Here is a 19,239-nt window from a genome sequence, read left to right as displayed (position 1 = left end):
CTCTCAGGCCTGCAAGGCATAACAGAAAGAAAAACCCGCGCCAGCCAAGCCAGCGCGGGTTCCCAAAATTCAAAATATCACTTGGGAAGGGCTGGCTTAGCGAACAGCGCCTTCAAAAGCGTTTGGCGTCTCTGTACCCTTAAGGTATTCAAGTGCCTTCTTAGCAGAAGCAATCAGCGCACCGAATGCATCTGGTTCATGGATTGCGATGTCGGAAAGAACCTTACGGTCGATTTCGATACCTGCTTTGCCAAGACCATCGATGAAACGGCCGTAGGTAAGACCATGCTCACGAACAGCAGCGTTGATACGCTGAATCCAGAGAGCGCGGAATGTACGCTTGCGGTTCTTGCGATCGCGGTAAGCATACTGCTTCGAACGATCAACAGCAGCCTTAGCGGTGCGGATTGTATTTTTACGACGGCCACGGAAACCGGAAGCCTGATCGAGAACTTTTTTGTGCTTGGCGTGGGAAGTTACGCCGCGTTTTACACGTGCCATGTGATGATCTCCTTAGAGGATAGACGGCTTAGAGGCCGTTAGGCAGGAACTGTTTTACGATCTTCGCGTCTGCGTCCGAGAGCACCATGGTGCCGCGTGCATCGCGAATGAACTTGTTCGAGCGCTTGATCATGCCATGGCGCTTGCCTGCAGCCGCAGCTACAACTTTGCCAGTGCCAGTAATTTTGAACCGCTTTTTAGCAGCCGATTTGGTCTTCATCTTGGGCATTTTGCTACTCCTTTGTTTAGTCCCTGTCGTGCTTGCAGCACTCCACGCCTCTTGTTTAAAAAGCGTCCGTATCTGCAAAATACCGGAACCTTGATTTACTCCCGGACCGACCAAGTCCGAAAAGCATGCGAAACCGCCACGGCATGCCCTGCCGGGCGGTTCGAAGGCGGCTTATAGGCGTAAAGCCTGAAAAACGCAATGCCTGAATCGGCCTGAATCAAGCTGAATCGCGCCTCAAACTCAATAAAGTCGCAGCAAAACCGGCAATGAGCCGATGTCCTGAAGATATTCGATGAATTCAAAGAACGGATAGGCCACAAAGAACACCAGACCATCGGTGAATGTGCGATAAAGCCGATCCGGTTTTACGCGCAATTCGTCTTCATCGCGGAACAGCGAGAATTTTGGAAAAAAGCGCGGCACGCTCGCACAATAAGCTTCATAGGGCTTGCCGAAGTTGGTTTTCAAAAACTTTTCTTCGGTACGGATGACAGTTGCGAAAGCCAGATAACAAAGCAAACCAAAAGCAAGCGCAATAATGATGCTGCCGGTCTGTGCGCCGATACCAATCGCGCCGATGCTGCTGAACACATAAAGCGGGTTGCGCGTCATCGAATAGGGGCCAGTCTGCACGATTTCCGCACTTTTGCGACCGCCAATATAAAGCGTGCACCACATACGACCGAGAATCGCAGCAACGATCAAACTGATACCGAAGGCTTCGATATATTCGTGCATATGGTCGGTTGATTGCGAGCGCACAAACAACAGCGCGAACACAAGAAACCCGATTACAATGGCAATCGCAAGACGACGTTTTTGCTGATATTTGCCCAGTTCACTTAGTGTTTTCATGATGATCTCTAAGAGAGGATTATTCCGGGCAAAGAAAAACCGCCCGAAGGCGGCTTTTCAAAGGCAAAAAAACATTAGATCAGCGTGGAGCAAGAACCATCATCATCTGACGGCCTTCAAGCTTAGGCTCTGCCTCGACCTTTGCGATCTCCGCAGTGTCTTCCTTGACGCGGATGAGAAGCTTCATACCGAGCTCCTGATGCGCCATTTCACGACCGCGGAAACGCAGGGTGAACTTCACCTTATCGCCATCATCAAAGAAACGCTGAGCCGCTTTCATCTTCACGTCATAATCATGCGTGTCGATGTTTGGTCGCATCTTAATTTCTTTGATTTCGACCGTCTTCTGCTTTTTGCGTGTTTCGGAGGCTTTTTTCTGATTCTGATATTTCAGCTTGCCGAGATCCACGATCTTGCACACAGGTGGTTCAGCGTTTGGCACGATCTCAACGAGATCGAGGCCCGCTTCTTCCGCCATCGCAATGGCGTCCTGAGTGGCGATACTGCCGTGGTTGTGGCCTTCGGCATCAATAAGCTGGACCCGGGGAACCCGGATATCACGGTTGGAGCGCGGTCCGTCTTTCTGGACCGGCGTCGCTCTGAACGGTCGGCGAATGGTCGTTATCTCCTGATTATTAACGATATAGGCAATTCAATTTCGTGGCCCGCCACGACCGTTTCCCATCAAACCCCTGTTTAACGCGGAAATGTGGTCAAGCGAGCGGTAAAGTCAATAGCATCTTTGACAGGGAAAATCACCCCCCGATAAATAAAGGCAAAGAAAGAAGTGTTTCGGGAGTGGTAAGCGACATATCGGTCACAATTCCTATTATTTCAAGGGAGTGAGGTTTTCTCCGCCCGTCATAAATGGCAAATGAAAACCACTTGAAAAATTGCCTGCCAAATCAGGAGACGAGACATGAGTGCCGCTGAACCAGATTTTATTGACGTTGATGGCGCGAATATTGCCGTCCGCAATCGCACGGGACAGGTTGCGCCGGGCGTTGTCTGGCTCGGTGGCTATCGTTCGGACATGCTTGGCACCAAAGCTGTCGTTCTTGATGAGTGGGCTGAAAAAACCGGACGTTCCGTGTTGCGTCTTGATTATTCCGGCCATGGTGAGTCGGGTGGTGACTTCAATCAGGGCACAATTTCACGCTGGCTGAATGAAAGCCTCGCGGTTTTAGCCAAATATACGCAAGGCCCACAGATTCTCGTCGGATCATCCATGGGCGGCTGGATCGCGCTGCGTATGGCGCAGGAATTGAAGAAGATCGGTAAATCACCAGCAGGAATTGTTCTGATCGCACCCGCCCCCGACTTCACTGCGGAGCTTGTCGAACCCTCGCTGACCGATGCGCAGAAAAAAGACCTGATCGAACAGGGTTATTTTGAAGAACCTTCGGACTATTCGCCAAACCCATATATCTATACGCGCGCATTGATCGAAGATGGTCGTAACAATCTGGTTCTCAAAGGAATCATCGAAACGGGTTGCCCAGTGCATATTCTGCAGGGAATGCAGGATGAGGCGGTGCCTTATCAGCATGCGCTCAAGCTCGTTGAGCATCTGCCTGTCGATGATGTGACGCTGACACTGGTGCGCGATGGCGACCATCGTCTGTCGCGTCCGCAGGATCTGGAACTTCTGATCCGCACCGTTTCAGGTCTCGCTGAACGTATATCTCTCGGAGAATAAGCATGCGCGTTTCGGTTTTTGCGTCCGCAGCAGTCGCAGCAATCGTTGGCTTTGGTAGTACGCTGGCGCTGATTGTTGCAGCCGCCAATGTACTCGGCGCAACACAAGCCGAAACTGCAAGCTGGGTGACAGCGGTGTGCTTAGCCATTGCCGGTTCATCCGCATGGCTAAGTGTGCGCTACAAAATGCCGATCATCGCCGCATGGTCCACGCCGGGACTGGCACTGATTGGTGCAAGCGTTGGCTTCACCATGCCGGAAGCGGTGGGCGCATTCATCGTCACAGCGCTAGCGCTGATCCTGACCGGACTAATCCGTCCGCTTTCCACGCTGGTTTCGCGTATTCCGGCATCGGTCGCATCTGGCATGCTGGCAGGTGTGCTGCTGAGTTTTGTGATTGCGGCTGCGAAATCCGTTTCGCTTGATCCTGCTTTCGTGCTGCCTCTGGTGGCTTTGTTCTTCATTGTGCGGCTGTTTAATCCGTCGCTGGCGGTCATTGCCGTGCTCGTGCTGGGTATGGCCTATGCGCTTATGTCCGCCCGCGTGCCTCAACTGCCTGCGCCGGAAATCTCGACACTCACACTGATCTGGCCGGAGTTTCACATTGGCGCAATGATCGGCATCGCTTTGCCGCTTTATATCGTGACCATGGCCTCGCAAAATCTGCCGGGCTTCGCGGTGTTGCGCGCTTCAGGCTATGAGCCACCGACAAGTGCTGCTCTGCGTGTAACCGGTTTTTTCTCGCTGCTGACCGCGCCCTTTGGTGCAGCAACCAGCAATCTTGCGGCAATCTCAGCGGCGCTTTGCACCAATCCAGATGCGCATCCTGACCCTAAAAAGCGCTGGATGACCGGCCCGGTCTATGCGGTCTATTATATAATATTTGCACTGTTCGGCGCGTCGCTGGTCGCAATCTTTGCCGTGCTGCCCGTCACACTCATCGCGCTGGTTGCTGGTCTTGCATTAAGCGGCCCGTTCATCAACGCGATGGCGCTGGCGCTAAAAGTTGAAGAAGAGCGGCTTGCAGCTATCGTCACCTTCGCAGTGACTGCCTCCGGCATTGCCTTTTTTGGCGTCGGTTCCGCCTTCTGGGCACTGGTTGCTGGTCTTGGGGTGGCAGCACTCGAACATTTACGTAAAAAATTTCCGAGATAATCACATTGCTTAGCTCCCGTTTGGCGGGAGCAAGCAGACGGTATTCTTGAAAAGCCCTAATTGATTTACCACGTCAATTTCAAGCCGCGAGACTAAGCGAACGGCCTTTAAACTGACGGAGTAGACCATGACCAATTCTGCATTGATCCGCCCCGCATGGACACCAGCGACGATTGCGCTGATGGTGCTGGGCTTTATCTTCTTCTGGCCGCTTGGCCTCGCCATGCTTGCCTATATCATCTGGGGTGATCGCCTCGGTGATTTTAAACGCCAAGTCAACGAAAAGACCGACTCTGTGTTTGGCTCTTTCCGCAATTGTAACAAAAGCGAAAGCTTCAATTTTGGTGGCACCACCGGCAATGCTGCTTTCGACGAATGGCGTCGTGAAGAACTCGACCGCCTGGCCGCAGAACGCCGCAAGCTGGAAGAAGCCCGGGCTGAGTTTGAAGCCTATGCGACAGAACTTCGCCGCGCCCGCGACAAGGAAGAGTTTGACCGCTTCATGAATGAACGCCGTGCTTCTGCAAAGAAAAATGATGCGAGCGATATAACTACGATCTAGTGGCTATAATCCCGATCTAAACTGTAAACGGCGCAGGCTTTGTCTGCGCCGTTTTGCTTGGAACATTAAAAATTTCTGGATTTTTATGCGAATCACCTATCTTTAAGGCATGGGTTTTTCCTTATTTCGATCTGCACCGAAAAAGCCGTCTGTCGTCACACGCGAACGCATACATGCGGTTGCGGGGCGCGAACTGCCTTTGCGCGTGCTGGAAAACCCACGCGCCAAACGTCTGACATTGCGAATTGAAACCGGCGGCAAAGGGCTGCGCGTAACCATTCCGCCCGGCCTACCAGACCGCGAAGTTCAGAGTTTTCTGGTCCGCCATCAGGGCTGGATTGAGAGCCGCATTGCCAAAATGCCCGATCAGGCTGGCCTTCGTGCGGGTGTAAAAATACCCATTCGCGGCGTGCCGCATCTCATCACCCATCAGCCCGGACGCGGCACAGTGGATTTGCTGGAAGGCAATGTTCTGCTCGTTCATGGCGATCCCGCACATCTTTCGCGGCGTATTGCCGATTACCTTAAGCGCGAAGTCAAACGCGATATTGAACAGCTTGTTACCCGTCACACGGCAACCGTGGGTCGCAAAGCCAAAGCGGTTCGGTTCAAGGATACCAAAAGCCGCTGGGGGTCGTGTACTTCCGATGGCGTGCTTTCTTTTTCGTGGCGTATCGGCATGGCGCCTGCGCCCGTCATTAATTATCTCGTCGCCCATGAAGTGGCCCATCTGATTGAGATGAACCACGGGCCGAAATTCTGGAAACTCTGCCATGAGCTTTGCCCTGATACAGAGCGCTGCAAAGCATGGCTGAAGCGCAATGGCAGCGCATTACAGGCTATCGATTTTACATGACATCAGACATTCAAACTGCTGCACGGGCGCTGTGGGATTACCATTGCCTCTCGGATGAACCTATCGCCGCCGATGTGATTATCGGGCTCGGCAGCTACGACACCCGCGTCGCAAAGCACGCTGCCGAACTTTATCTGCAAGGCCTTGCCAACTGGCTCATGTTCACAGGCCATAGCGGCAACTGGACCAAAGGGCTTTACAAGGCATCAGAGGCCGAAGCCTTCGCGGAAATCGCCATCGCTGAAGGTGTACCTGAGAGCGCGATCATTATTGAGCCGAAAGCCACCAATATCGGCGAGAACATACTTTTCGCACGCGAAATCATGGTTGCAGGAACAATCAGCCCGATCTTTGTGACCAAACCGCAAACCCAGCGCCGGGTGCGGGCAACCGTTGACAGGCAATGGCCGGAAGCACGCGCATTCGTCACCGCACCTGCGACATCTTTTAGAGATCAGCCAACAGCGGGGCATGATTTTGAGAAGCTGGTGCGCGAGATGGTTGGTGATCTGCGACGCATTCTCGAATATCCGGCACTTGGCTTTCAGGTTGCGCAAGCCGTTCCCCTTGAGGTTATGGAAGCCTATGACTACCTAATATCACGGGGCTATGATGACGCGGCCCCGCGCGTTGAAGCCGGAACAGCTTGAGTCGGCTCACAATATGTGCGACGGAAACCCCATGGTTTTTGATATAAAAATATGTGGCCTTAAAACGCCGGAAGCAGTCGCTGCTGCGCTTGATGGCGGTGCGACGCATATTGGCTTTATCTTTTTTCCCAAAAGCCCGCGGCACTTAACGCCTGCCGATGCCGGACGTCTGCGTGAAGCAGCGAAAGGCCGCGCCAAAGTGGTTGCCGTCACCGTTGATGCCGATGATGAAACGCTTGATGAAATCGTGCGTGAATTGCAGCCGGATATACTGCAACTCCATGGCCATGAAACGCCGGAACGCGTGGCTGATGTAAAAAAGCGCTATGGCCTGCCGGTGATAAAAGCCTTTGCCATTCGCGAGGCCGACGATCTTGCGGTAATCGCGCCGTATCAGGGCATCGCGGATCGCTTTCTTTTTGACGCCAAGCCGCCGAAAGGTTCTGACCTTCCGGGCGGCAATGGTGTATCCTTTGACTGGGCATTGCTCGACGCGCTTGACGACAGCGTCGATTACATGCTTTCCGGTGGACTAAATGCGGGCAACATTGCCGAGGCGCTGCACAAAACGCGTGCGCCGGGTATTGATGTATCGTCCGGTGTAGAGCGCGCGCCCGGTGAAAAGGACGTGCGTCTTATCAATGATTTTTTTCAGGCTGTGTCTGATGCCAGACAATAGCCTGCACATGACGGAGTGGCAGCATTGAACAAGCCGGTTGAACCCAATTCCTACAAGACAGGCCCGGATGAAGAAGGCATGTTCGGCATTTTTGGCGGACGCTTTGTCGCCGAAACACTGATGCCACTGATCCTCGAATTGCAGGAAGCCTATGAGACGGCAAAGACCGATCCTGAATTTCAGGCCGAGCTTTCCAATCTCTCGACCTATTATGCCGGTCGCCCTTCCAAGCTCTATTATGCTGAAGGACTGACCAAGCATTTGGGCGGCGCGAAGATTTACTTCAAGCGCGAAGATCTGAACCATACCGGCAGCCACAAGATCAACAATTGCCTTGGCCAGATTCTGCTTGCAAAGCGCATGGGCAAAACCCGCATCATCGCTGAAACCGGCGCTGGTCAGCACGGTGTTGCATCGGCGACCGTTGCAGCGCGTTTTGGCCTGCCTTGCGTTGTTTATATGGGTGCCACTGACGTTGAGCGTCAGAAGCCAAATGTGTTCCGCATGAAGCTTCTGGGTGCTGAAGTAATCCCTGTTACCGCTGGCAATGGCACGCTCAAAGACGCGATGAACGAAGCATTGCGCGATTGGGTCACCAATGTTGATGACACCTATTACCTGATCGGTACCGCTGCGGGTCCCGCTCCTTATCCGGAACTGGTGCGCGATTTCCAGTCGGTCATCGGCGTGGAAGCGCGCAAGCAGATTCTCGAACAGGAAGGCCGTTTGCCCGACGTGATCGTCGCTGCTGTCGGTGGTGGATCGAACGCAATCGGTCTCTTCCATCCGTTCTTAGATGATTCATCGGTTAAGATCGTTGGCGTTGAAGCGGGCGGGCGTGGCCTCGATGGCGTTGAGCATTGCGCATCGATGAGCGCAGGCAGCCCCGGCGTTCTGCATGGCAACCGCACCTATCTTTTGCAGAACGAAGACGGCCAGATTCTTGAAGGCCATTCGGTTTCCGCAGGCCTTGATTATCCGGGCGTTGGTCCTGAGCATTCATGGCTCAAGGATTCAGGTCGCGTTGAATATGTGCCAATCCTCGACGACGAAGCGCTGGAAGCTTTCCAGCTTTGCACCCGCGTTGAAGGCATTATTCCAGCACTTGAATCCGCTCACGCGATTGCGCAAGCTGTGAAAATGGCCCCAACCATGGGCAAGGATCAGGTGATGATCGTCAATCTCTCCGGTCGCGGCGATAAGGATGTTCACACGGTCGGGCAGCTGCTCGGCATGGATATGTGAGGACGACATGAGCAATACTGTTGTCGACGCCAATGCTTACAGACCGCGCGCCGCATGGTTCGACGGACTGACGGAGTGTGGGTCGGCAACAATCAAGCTCAGCATCATTGAAGCCGATCCCTCCAATCCACTGGCTGAATCAGCTCTCGGCATTACACGCAGGCAGATCGCATCTGCTGCAGACAAGCTAGAGCATACGCCGCATCTGGGTGCTGGCTTTGCCATTCTGCATCAGGGCGAAGAAAGCCTGTGGCTGCTTCTGCACTGGTGGCTGGAAGGCGGCATCGCAACGCAGATTCTCTGGCAGTCTGAGCTTGGCGACGAGATCGAATTTGAACCAGCGCAGCCTTTATTGATGGCCTGCGTCTGGGAGCTTGGAATCATTGACTTTGAACGGCGCGCCTGGATGGAAACGGCCATGTCTGGCCAATCCACCGCCGAATATCTTACGCGCATTTTGCCACGGGGCACGGTATGACCACACGCATCGACACCAAATTTGCATCGCTCAAGTCCGAAGGACGTCCGGCGCTGGTTACCTATTTCATGGGCGGCGACCCCGATTATGAAACATCGCTCAACGTCATGAAGGCGCTGCCAAAAGCAGGCTCCGATGTGATCGAGCTTGGTATGCCTTTTTCTGATCCGATGGCCGATGGCCCTGCTATTCAGGCCGCTGGTCTGCGCGCGCTCAATGCCGGACAGACTCTGAAAAAGACCTTGCAACTGGCTGCTGACTTCCGCAAGGAAGACGACACCACGCCAATCGTCCTGATGGGCTATTACAATCCGATTTATATTTATGGCGTCGAGCGCTTCCTTGCCGATGCAAAAACATCCGGCATTGATGGCTTTATCATTGTCGATCTGCCATCTGAGATGGACAAGGAACTCTGCATTCCGGCAACGGCTGCGGGTCTCAATTTCATCCGCCTGACGACACCAACCACCGATGATAAGCGCCTGCCCAAAGTGCTGCATAATTCGTCGGGCTTTGTCTATTATGTCTCGATGAACGGCATTACCGGCTCGGCGATTGCCGATACAAGCCGCGTTGCCGATGCTGTGCGCCACATCAAGAAGAGCACCGATCTGCCAATTTGTGTGGGCTTTGGTGTGAAGACCCCGGAACAGGCCGCAGCCATTGCGGAAGCTGCTGACGGTGTGGTTGTGGGTACTGCAATCGTCAATGCAGTGGCGCTCGAGCTCGATGAAAATGGCAAGGTAAAGGGCGATCCGGCAGCCGCTGTGACGAAACTTGTCAGTGCATTGGCAGCAAGTGTTCGCGCAACACGCCTTGAAGCTGCCCAATAAATCGTCCATTTAGGCAGCAAGAGAGCATGTCGCGGAAAAGTGGAAAGCCAATTTCCGATAACGACATGCGTAAAATAACGAGTTTTTTGAAGAACAAGAAACGGAAGCAAACGTCATGAACTGGATCACCAACTACGTTCGTCCAAAGATCAATTCGATGCTCGGACGTCGCGAGATGCCGGAAAATCTTTGGATCAAGGATCCATCGACCGGCGAAATGGTGTTCCATAAAGACCTTGAAAGCAATCAGTTCGTGATTCCGGGTTCCGGCCATCACATGCGCATCAAGGGCAAGGACCGTCTGCGTTTCTTCTTCGACAATGGCGAATACACAACGCTGGAAAGCCCGAAAGTTCCGGTCGATCCGCTGAAATTCCGCGACGAAAAGAAATATATCGACCGTCTGAAAGACTATCGTGCGCGCACCGGCATGGAAGACGCGATCACCAATGGTCTTGGCACAATTGAAGGTCTGCCGATTGTCGCAACCGTTCAGGATTTCGGTTTCATGGGCGGCTCGCTCGGCATGGGTGCTGGCGAAGCCATCATTCAGGGCTTCATGAAAGCCATTGAATTGAAGCGTCCGCTGGTTCTGTTTGCAGCATCAGGCGGTGCACGTATGCAGGAAGGCATTCTGTCGCTCATGCAGCTTCCGCGCACCACTGTTGCGGTCGAAATGCTCAAAGAAGCAGGTCTGCCTTACATCGTCGTTCTCACTAACCCGACCACCGGCGGCGTCACGGCTTCCTATGCAATGCTCGGCGATATTCACATTGCAGAACCGGGGGCACTGATCGGCTTTGCTGGTCCTCGCGTGATCGAACAGACCATTCGCGAAAAGCTGCCAGAAGGCTTCCAGAGCGCTGAATATCTGATGGAACATGGCATGGTGGATATGGTTTGCTCGCGCCTTGAGCTGAAATCAACCATCGCGAGCTTGCTCAAAATCATGACCCGGCAGCCAGCCAACAGTGATGTGCCGGTAAAGGCACCTGCGCCAAAGAAGCCAGAAGCTGACAGCAAGGCGGCTTAATCGTGACAGGAAAAGCGGATGCCGTCATCGAACGGCTGATGCAATTGCATCCCAAAGGGTTTGATCTTTCACTGGACCGCATTCGCGGTCTGCTGGAAAAGCTTGGCAATCCGCACCTGAACCTGCCGCCCGTCATCCACATTGCCGGAACCAACGGCAAGGGATCGGCAACTGCCTTCTGCCGCGCGCTTCTGGAGGCGAGCGGCTTTGGCGTTCACGTCCATACCTCGCCGCATCTCGTCAACTGGCATGAGCGCTATCGGCTCGCTTCCAAAAATGGCAGTAAATTCGTTTCCGACGATGTTCTGGCCGAAGCCATTGAGCGCGTTGAAGCCGCCAATGACGGTCAGTACATCACGGTTTTCGAGATACTCACCGCCGTTGCCTTTGTGCTATTTGCCGAGCATCCCGCCGATGTGGTGATCATGGAAGTTGGCCTTGGCGGACGCTTTGATGCGACCAATGTGATTACTGATCCAGCCGTATCGCTGATCATGCCGATTTCTATCGATCATCAGGCATTTCTGGGCGACCGCGTTGAACTGATTGCCGCGGAAAAAGCTGGCATTATCAAAAAAGACTGCCCTGTCGTCATTGGCTTTCAGCTGTTTGACGCAGCGCGTGAAGTGCTGATCTCGACTGCTGACCGGCTCGATTGCCCACTTTCGATCTATGGTCAGGATTTCCTCGCATTCGAGGAACATGGCCGTATGGTTTTCCAGAACGAGGACGCGCTGATTGATCTGCCGCTGCCCCGTCTGCCTGGCCGTCACCAACTTGCCAATGCTGCTGCTGCCATTGAAGCCGTGCAAATGGCTGGTTTCACCATTACCGACAAGGCCGCTGAAAAAGCCATGATGGTTGTGGACTGGCCTGCGCGTATGCAGCGCCTGACCCATGGCGCACTTGTTGATCTGGCACCCACGGCATCAGAAATCTGGCTTGATGGCGGACATAATCCCGGCGCAGGCATGGTAATCGCGGAAGCCTTTGGCGATCTTGAAGAGCGCTCCACACGGCCTTTGTTCCTGATAACCGGCATGATCAACACCAAAGACCCTGTCGGTTATTTTGAGGCCTTTGCGGGCATGGCACGCCATGTCTTTACCGTGCCGATCCCGTCAAGCGATGCAGGCATCCCGAATAATGAGCTGGCAATCAGCGCACAGAAGGCCGGGCTTTCGGCAGAACCGGTACATTCGGTTGAAAACGCGCTCAAGATTCTACGCGATACATGGGCGCCTGATGAAGCCCCGCCGCGCATTCTGATTGGTGGCTCACTTTATCTGGCAGGTGAAGTGCTGCGCGACAATGGAACACCACCAAATTAACAAAAAACCCGGCTTATAGGCCGGGTTTTTCATATTTAGCAAACTTCGCTGATTAAGCAGCAGAAGCCTTGATCCAGTCAGCAAGGCGGCTCTTTGGAGCTGCACCAACCATGTTGGCTGCAAGTTCTCCGTCCTTGAACATCAGCAATGTTGGGATCGAGCGAACGCCAAACTGTGCTGCGAGTTCTGGATTTTCGTCGATATTGACCTTGGCGATCTTCACCTGACCAGCCATTTCAGCGGCGATTTCGTCAAGAGCAGGAGCGATCATCTTGCAAGGACCGCACCATTCAGCCCAGAAATCCACGACGACTGGCTCGCTCGACTGAAGAACGTCCGACTGAAAATTGCTGTTATCGACCTTTACGGTTGCCATAGGGCTATCCTCATATCTGTTTGAGAGCGAAAGACTCATCAAGAAATCGCTCCTTTGACCATATCATGTGGCGTGTTGACTGCCATCCGTCAAGTTCTGGTTAGTAACCTTTCCTTGAGAGTCACTTAGAGCCTGCAATGCTTCATTGAGTACATTCTCCGGCAATGGTAGCAAATACGGGCCTTCGGTGAAAAGCAAAGCGGCCTCGACGACCCGTCCCGGATAAAGGGGCGCAAGCAATTCGCGGTAGAGCGCCAGTTGTGCGCGATAGGCAAAAGGCACGGCTTCAATGGTCTTTGGTGGAGGGCGATTGGTTTTATAATCAACGATCAGCACGCGGTTTTCATCGACGCTGATGCGGTCGATCTGGCCCGATACGGCATGATCTTTTCCGCCGAGATTGATCGTGCCCATGACCGCCACTTCACCACGCGATCCGCTGGCGAAGACCGGCGCAAACTTTGGATCGGCCAGAATTGTTGCAACACTCGCCCAGGCTTTCGCGCGTTCAGCTTCCGGCCAGTCGGCAGCAATGCGTGCCAGATAGTCCTGTGCAAGATTCTCGCGCTCATTCGCGGCCACTTCTGGCAGATATTGCAGCAGCATATGGATCGCAGTACCGCGCCTTAACGCGAAAGCCGACGTCTCGCCACCCAATCCCAGAACCGGTGACAGCGTATCGAGCGGTGGCTCCTCATCCGCTTCGATCAGTGCCGATGCACCAGACGGCGCAAGCGGACGTGGCAGACCCGGCTCTGGCTTTATGGGCTTCAGATAGTCGAGCGGCAACGGCGGCAGCTCTGCCACCTTTTCCACTTCCGGCTCTGCAATCTCTGTAAGACTGCGCGGCGTGTTGCGATAGCGTCGGGCGGCAACACCCGATACCGGATGCACGAAAGTTTCGGCTTTTGTGGTCAAAGCATCTTCAACCAGCCTGTGCCATGTCTCGCCGCTTTCACGCGAACCGCGATAGCCACAGACAATCAGCTTATCTTCCGCACGCGTCATGCCTACATAAAGCAGGCGGCGATATTCTTCTTCGGCACGGGCCTTCAAGCCTTCAATCTGCGATGCCAGAAAGCCGGTCTGATAACCCGCATTGGGCTGCCAGAGATAGCCTTTCACCTGTGGCCCGTCACTGCTGAGATCAAACGGGATCAGCTTGGGCGCGCGTGTTCCGCTCCAGACGGCATTGCCCGGATCAACCAGAAACACCACAGCGCCCTCAAGCCCCTTGGCGGCATGAACCGTCATGATACGCACTTCGTTTCGGCCCTGATCCAGTTCGCGCTTGATCTGCGGCGAGGCTGCATCAAGCGTTTCCAGAAAAGCCTGCATACCCGGCAGACCAGCGCGTTCAGCCGAAAGCGCGTAGTTCTGGAATTCATCGATAATATCGCCCGCTTCCGGTCCAAGCCGCGCCAGAAGCTTACGCCTTGCACCATCGGCACTCAAGATTCGCGCATAGAACTCGAAGATCGGCATGGTGTCGGCCATATTGCGCCAACGGCTCAGCGTCTTATGCACGCCGATCAGCGTCGGTTCTTCAAGGGATGCATGATAAAGGCGCTCAAACAACGTTTCGCCACTCTTGCGCGGATGGGCCAGCGCAAACAGCCTGTCATCATCCCAGCCAAACAGCGGGCTTTTGAGAAGCGAAGCCAATGACAAATCATCTGACGGCTGCAACACGAAACGTCCCAATGCCATCAGATCCTGAATAGCGATATGGCTTGTCAGCTTGAGACGATCAGCACCAGCCACCGGCACGGAGAGGTTTTTAAGTGCACGCGAAAGTGCTGGCATGAACTGATCACGCTTACGCACCAGCACCATAATGTCTTTTGGCGCGAGTTTGCGGTTCTGCCCCGGAATGGTCTCGCCGCGATCAAGCCAGTAGCGAATGGTTGCTGCAATCTGCTCGGCAAGCTTTATGGCGGGTGCCTGCAAATGATCGACCGGAACGCGCCAGTCGTCGGGCTCCTCCACCACGTCCGGCGTCAGCATATCCCAAATTTCCACCTCGCCCGGCTCGTTGTCGCGGATGGCGGAGTGAACGGTGGCCCCTGACAAGCCGCGATTGGCTTCGGGGCGTGCAAAAACCTCGTCCACGGCCTGCAAAACGTCGGGTGCCGAACGGAACGAAAAGTTGAGGCTGACGCGCTCGAATTTAAGCTCGGCATCTTGCGCTCTGATGCTGACCGCCCTGCCCTGTGCTGCAAAATCTTCCGGGATAGCGCCCTGAAACGAGTAGATCGACTGTTTTTCATCGCCGACGGCAAACAGCGTGCGCTGCACATTACGCTGACCGAGGCCGGAGAAAAACTCCTCCGACAGCATACGGATAACCTGCCACTGATCGGGACTGGTATCCTGTGCTTCATCGACGAGAATATGATCAATGCCGCGATCAAGCTTATACTGTACCCATTGCCCCGCCCCATCACGCGCCAGAAGTGCAACCGTGCGGGTAATCAGGTCTTCAAAGTCGAGCAGACCGCGCTTGCGCTTCAAGTCATGATAGCGCTGCAGAAGATTATCAATGAGTGTGAGTGCCGCGAGATTGAGCCGGATCAGCCGCAATTCCTTGATCTTGTCGAGACCAAGTTCCACCCGGGAAGCGGCAGCATTAAAATCTTCTTCGAAATCCGGCAGCAGCTTTTTGACCGCGCTCGATCTGACATAGGAACCAGATTTGGCTTCGCCGGTGGCTTTCAGGAAGGAAGCGCGCAGAACGGCTTCCTTGTCGAAGCTGCTTTTGACCTTGTCATATTGCTTGAGCTGCAACGCAAAATCATGCGCGCGTGCCGCACCCTTTTGGATCGACAAAATGAGATCGAGTGCATCGTCGGAAAATTCCGGCACCGGCCACATATCATCCAGCAAATCGGATTCGCGCGTGTCTGGCCGGAAACGGAAATGCCTGTGCAAAGTCTCGCTGCGCTCATCCGCATTACCAAGCGCCGAAATATATTGCTGCAAGCCATTGCGGCGACCAACAGCCTCATCAAGCAGTGCCTGCAAACCCATCTCGCCTGCTGCCTGCATGACATCGGCAAAGGCGTTTGCCAGTTCCGGATCACCGCCGCCATGTGCGGTCTCAAGCAGTGTGCGTCGCGCTTCGCCGACAAGAGCCACCTGCATGAGATCATCCATCATCTCAAAATGGCCTGCAATATTCGCCTCAAGAGGGAACTGATGCAGGATCGCTTCGCAAAATGCGTGGATGGTCTGGATTTTCAACCCGCCCGGTGTTTCAAGCGCGCGCGCAAAAAGCCTGCGTGCAACGGCAAGTCGTGTCGCTCCCGGGCGCCTGCCTTCAAGCTTGATAAGCCTGTCAGCCAGATCCTCATCTGGCAACATTGCCCATTCGGACAATCGCGCAAAGACGCGGTTCTGCATGACGGCTGCTGCCGCCTTGGTATAGGTGAGACAGAGGATTTTTGACGGGTCAGTGCCTTCGAGCAGCAGCCGGATAACGCGCTCGGTCAAAACGTGAGTCTTACCCGAACCGGCATTCGCCGACACCCAGACAGAGGCCAGTGGATTGGCGGCACTGGCCTGTGCCTCGATTGTTTCCTTTGGAATAATCCGTTGCTTTTTCATTCGCCGCCCTCCCCGCCAGCATCACCACCAGCGGACCATTCCAGCACGCGTGCAAGATGATCATAATCGCCAGTCAAATCTGTCTCACGAAAAGGAAGCGCGCGGGAAAGATAACCCTTAGCCGGATTCTGATATTCAGCAAGCAGCTGCGCCAATCTTTGCCAAGCCTCTTCGCCAAGGGCGGGTGCGGTCTTTTCTGATGGTGGCCGACCGATCTTCAAAATCGATTCCGGCTTCACCTCTCCGCCTGCCCGCAAGCGCACATAGGTCAGATCAGACGCGCGAACAGAACCCAGTTCGCGAAACGCACCGCGCACAAGAAGAGCGGCTTCCAGCGCCAGCTGGGGTGACAAGAGGACATGCGCCTGTCGTGGAGATGGCGTGGAGCCGGTCTTATAGTCGATCACTTCCGCAGTTCCGTCGCGCATCAGATCAATACGATCGGCACGGCCCGACAAAGTGATGCCAAGACTTTCAACCTCGCGCTTATCCGACGAAATTTCGGCAAAGCGGGTTTGAACATTGTAAGCGCGTTCCCGCTCCCATTCGAGGAATTGCGGAATAAGAGCGGTAAAACGCGGCCACCAGACTGCTTCGATCTCAATGGGCAGATCCATTTCGCCAAAGAAATGCCGGCCAAATTCTTCAAGTTGCGCGCTCGCATCCGGCGCCAGCGGATCGATGCCCTCTTCGGTAAAATGTCCAAGAATGTCGTGAAAAAGCGTCCCACGTTCTGCGGCTGCCGGATCGCGGATCAGCGGCTCCAGCGGGCGCAGCTTCAGAATTTTTTTGGCAAAGATCGCATAAGGATCGCGACGAAGGGTTTCGATTTCCGTGACTGAAAAATGCTTGGGTCGCGCGCTTACAGGCGGTGCCGGTTCCGGGCGTTTAACGAACGGCACATCGGGTGCCTGATCGATTTCACGCGCCCAATGGATGAAACGTTGCCCACGCAAGCGCATATCCTTGGTCACATCTGAACCCAGCACCGTTTCAAGCCGCTGCAACCAGCGCGACGGAATCGTCGGCGCATTATCAGAACGCTGCGAACGCGAAAGCACGACATGATCCATGCCAAGCGCCATCTGAAAATCATGTGCTGCAAGGCCAGTACGGCGCTCAGGTGGATCAAGCGCGATCATCGCCTTCATAGGGCGCGACATGAACGGGTCGTTGCGCGTCTTGGCGGGCCATGTTCCTTCGTTGAGACCACCAATCACCAACGTATCCATGGTCTGCAAACGCGCTTCCAGCGCACCCCAGATGAAAACGCGCGGATGGCCGCCCGGATGCGGCTTGACGGTTTCGCCCGACATCAGAGCTTCAAGAATTGCGGGCCATTCAATAGCCTCAAAATCCAGTCCCGCTTCACTCGCCACAAGCTGACGCAGAAATGAAGCCAGCTTCTCGCCATGCTCGCCGGAATAATAGCGCGTGACGCTTTCGCTCTCATCGCGTGCCAGATTTTCGAGCGCTTCCACAGTTGCCCGTGTAATCTCGCCAATATCCGTTCGCCGGTTAATGGTGGCAAAAGGTGCCAGCGGCGCAACCGCTTCCGACAGGCTCACGCAAAGCGAGCGCGCCGCTTCGATCATGTCAGGCGTAACAGTCGCGTGCCATGCCGGTTGCCATGACTGGCTGGCGCTTTCTTCCATGCGGCGATCGAAAAAGCCGGGAAGATCGATGATCGATGCCCTGCCCGTACCGCCACGGAACGCCACCAGTTCAAGCGTTTCCGCAGCCAGTCGCCGCTCGATACGCTTGCCGCCAAGCCGTAGCATCGGGTGCTTAACCAGCGCTAATAGAGCCACCGGATCGCCGGGGTTGAACACGGTTTCGACCATGAGGCGCATCAGCGTCGCGGTTTCGATATCGCGCAAATGGCGGCCGCCGGAATCATCGGCGTCGATGCCAAAGCGGGCGAGTTCGCCCACCACGCGGCGCGCAAGATTACGGTCTGCGGTCACAAGTGCTGCGGTCTTTTTCTCATCAGCGATTGCATCGCGAAGCGCCAGAGCCACTGCCAGCGCTTCCTCGCGCTCATTGGCGGTTTCAATCAGATCGATCTTGTTGGCGTGTTGAAGCAATATTTCAGGGCGCATATCAGGCTCATCATTGAGCAGGCTCCATGCGTCAGTCGTCTCTGCCGGGCGCAATGCTTGGCTAACGACGCGTTCAAGCACGCGCTTCTTAACCGGCATATTTTCGATATGCTCGACTTCATCGCGGGAAACGCCGATGGCCCTAAGCAACTTGTGGAGACCATATTGCGGATGGCCGAAGGTGGACGGATTATCATCCGAAGCCCCCAGCAGGTTCCACGCGCCTTCATCAAGATCACGATCCAGTCCGGGCAGAACCACAGCACCTTGCGGCAGTCGGGCGATGACTGAAACAAGCTCGGCAGTCGCGGGGATTGAGCCTGTGGAACCAGCCGCAATCACAGGACCTTGCGGCGGATGATCGCGCAGTCGCCGCACCTCACCCCAGATCAATTCGTTGCGGTGCGCTGCGGGATTGGAGAGCTTGCGTTCTTCCAGAATTTCCGGCCAGAGTTTCGTGACAATATCGAGAAAGCCGAGCGTGACCTGCCACCAGTCGGCAAGATCATCGGGCGCAATGCTGGCAAGCTCACTCCATTTGGCATTGTCGGTTTCGACCTGATCCATCAGGCCAGCCAGATCACGCGCAAGCCAAATCGCGTCAGAGGTCGTTGCGGGAACTGAAACATCATCGACGCCAAACAGCGCCCGCACATGCGCAGGCAGCGATTCACGCCATGGACGAATGAGCCGCGCCAGCAGCAACAGCCGTTCAGCCTTGCCAATTGGCGGATTAAGATCGAATACGCCGCTTGTGGCTGCGTTGAAAAAAGCTGCGTCCTCGTCCACATCGCCCAGCGGGCGAATGGTCGGAAGGATTGCAGATTTAGCCGGATTCATATCGACCAGAATGGAACGAAGCGCACGCGCTGCACGACGCGTCGGCACATAGATGGTCGCGTTCGCTAATGCCAGTGGATCAGATGCGTTACCCGGAAAGCCTTCAATCAGGCGGCCTTCCAGAAGCGCCTTGGCAAAGGCCGGTAGAAAAGCTGTGCCGGATGGAATGGAAAAAAGCTTCGGCCTCGTAATGGTCATTCCGCCATG

At 54.8% G+C, this 19,239-nt stretch carries 18 protein-coding genes; 11 read left to right on the top strand and 7 right to left on the bottom strand.

Going from position 1 to position 19,239, the window contains the following annotated elements:
* Positions 1-96: 96 nt before the first annotated feature.
* From rplT to infC, 4 genes are all read right to left on the bottom strand, one after another.
* Positions 97-501 carry a 50S ribosomal protein L20 gene (gene rplT, locus WH356_RS05235; protein ID WP_094505915.1) on the bottom strand — a complete coding sequence of 135 codons (405 nt, stop codon included), beginning with the start codon at positions 499-501 and terminating at the stop codon, positions 97-99.
* Between the two features lie 28 nt (positions 502-529).
* On the bottom strand, positions 530-730 hold the full coding sequence (rpmI, locus tag WH356_RS05230) for a 50S ribosomal protein L35 (RefSeq protein WP_007872654.1): 201 nt from the start codon (positions 728-730) through the stop codon (positions 530-532).
* Between the two features lie 240 nt (positions 731-970).
* Positions 971-1,585, bottom strand: coding sequence for a methyltransferase family protein (locus WH356_RS05225; RefSeq protein WP_339509134.1), 615 nt, complete (start codon positions 1,583-1,585; stop codon positions 971-973).
* A 79-nt stretch (positions 1,586-1,664) separates the two neighbouring features.
* On the bottom strand, positions 1,665-2,201 hold the full coding sequence (gene infC / locus WH356_RS05220; protein ID WP_339509508.1) for a translation initiation factor IF-3: 537 nt from the start codon (positions 2,199-2,201) through the stop codon (positions 1,665-1,667).
* Between the two features lie 303 nt (positions 2,202-2,504).
* Between infC and WH356_RS05215 the strand changes: the two genes are divergently transcribed.
* From WH356_RS05215 to WH356_RS05165, 11 genes are all read left to right on the top strand, one after another.
* Positions 2,505-3,284 (top strand): alpha/beta hydrolase, encoded by a 780-nt coding sequence (locus WH356_RS05215; protein WP_339509133.1) that lies wholly within the window; start codon positions 2,505-2,507, stop codon positions 3,282-3,284.
* A 2-nt stretch (positions 3,285-3,286) separates the two neighbouring features.
* Positions 3,287-4,438: a benzoate/H(+) symporter BenE family transporter gene (locus WH356_RS05210; RefSeq protein WP_339509132.1), complete on the top strand. Its 1,152-nt coding sequence runs from the start codon at positions 3,287-3,289 to the stop codon at positions 4,436-4,438.
* A gap of 127 nt (positions 4,439-4,565) precedes the next feature.
* Positions 4,566-5,000 (top strand): DUF2852 domain-containing protein, encoded by a 435-nt coding sequence (locus tag WH356_RS05205; protein WP_339509131.1) that lies wholly within the window; start codon positions 4,566-4,568, stop codon positions 4,998-5,000.
* Positions 5,001-5,109: 109 nt separating this feature from the next.
* Positions 5,110-5,856 (top strand): M48 family metallopeptidase, encoded by a 747-nt coding sequence (locus WH356_RS05200; protein ID WP_339509130.1) that lies wholly within the window; start codon positions 5,110-5,112, stop codon positions 5,854-5,856.
* Entirely contained in the window at positions 5,853-6,506 is a 654-nt protein-coding gene (locus WH356_RS05195; RefSeq protein WP_339509129.1) for a YdcF family protein, read from the top strand. Before WH356_RS05200 ends, WH356_RS05195 begins: the two co-directional genes overlap by 4 nt.
* Before the next feature lie 31 nt (positions 6,507-6,537).
* Positions 6,538-7,185 carry a phosphoribosylanthranilate isomerase gene (locus WH356_RS05190; RefSeq protein WP_339509128.1) on the top strand — a complete coding sequence of 216 codons (648 nt, stop codon included), beginning with the start codon at positions 6,538-6,540 and terminating at the stop codon, positions 7,183-7,185.
* Positions 7,186-7,209: 24 nt separating this feature from the next.
* Positions 7,210-8,430 carry a tryptophan synthase subunit beta gene (trpB, locus tag WH356_RS05185; protein WP_339509127.1) on the top strand — a complete coding sequence of 407 codons (1,221 nt, stop codon included), beginning with the start codon at positions 7,210-7,212 and terminating at the stop codon, positions 8,428-8,430.
* Between the two features lie 7 nt (positions 8,431-8,437).
* Positions 8,438-8,908, top strand: a complete 471-nt coding sequence (locus WH356_RS05180; RefSeq protein WP_339509126.1) for a hypothetical protein — start codon at positions 8,438-8,440, stop codon at positions 8,906-8,908.
* The gene (gene trpA, locus WH356_RS05175; RefSeq protein ID WP_339509125.1) at positions 8,905-9,744 is read left to right on the top strand and encodes a tryptophan synthase subunit alpha; all 840 of its coding nucleotides are present in this window, start codon (positions 8,905-8,907) and stop codon (positions 9,742-9,744) included. The genes WH356_RS05180 and trpA overlap by 4 nt, the downstream gene beginning before the upstream one ends.
* Positions 9,745-9,859: 115 nt before the next feature.
* Complete coding sequence (accD, locus tag WH356_RS05170; RefSeq protein ID WP_339509124.1) at positions 9,860-10,777, top strand: acetyl-CoA carboxylase, carboxyltransferase subunit beta; 918 nt, start codon at positions 9,860-9,862, stop codon at positions 10,775-10,777.
* A 38-nt stretch (positions 10,778-10,815) separates the two neighbouring features.
* Complete coding sequence (locus WH356_RS05165) at positions 10,816-12,108, top strand: bifunctional folylpolyglutamate synthase/dihydrofolate synthase (RefSeq protein WP_421565398.1); 1,293 nt, start codon at positions 10,816-10,818, stop codon at positions 12,106-12,108.
* 52 nt (positions 12,109-12,160) lie between these two features.
* Here the strand turns inward: WH356_RS05165 and trxA are convergent, their stop codons facing one another.
* The 3 genes from trxA to addB form a co-directional block, all read right to left on the bottom strand.
* Entirely contained in the window at positions 12,161-12,484 is a 324-nt protein-coding gene (gene trxA, locus WH356_RS05160; RefSeq protein ID WP_007872546.1) for a thioredoxin, read from the bottom strand.
* A gap of 63 nt (positions 12,485-12,547) precedes the next feature.
* Positions 12,548-16,090 carry a double-strand break repair helicase AddA gene (gene addA / locus WH356_RS05155; RefSeq protein WP_339509122.1) on the bottom strand — a complete coding sequence of 1,181 codons (3,543 nt, stop codon included), beginning with the start codon at positions 16,088-16,090 and terminating at the stop codon, positions 12,548-12,550.
* Positions 16,087-19,230, bottom strand: coding sequence for a double-strand break repair protein AddB (addB, locus tag WH356_RS05150; RefSeq protein WP_339509121.1), 3,144 nt, complete (start codon positions 19,228-19,230; stop codon positions 16,087-16,089). The genes addA and addB overlap by 4 nt, the downstream gene beginning before the upstream one ends.
* Between the last annotated feature and the right edge of the window lie 9 nt (positions 19,231-19,239).

The organism is Ochrobactrum sp. MYb379 (assembly GCF_037479515.1).
GTDB lineage: Bacteria > Pseudomonadota > Alphaproteobacteria > Rhizobiales > Rhizobiaceae > Brucella.
This window is presented reverse-complemented; position numbering and strand designations above follow the sequence as displayed.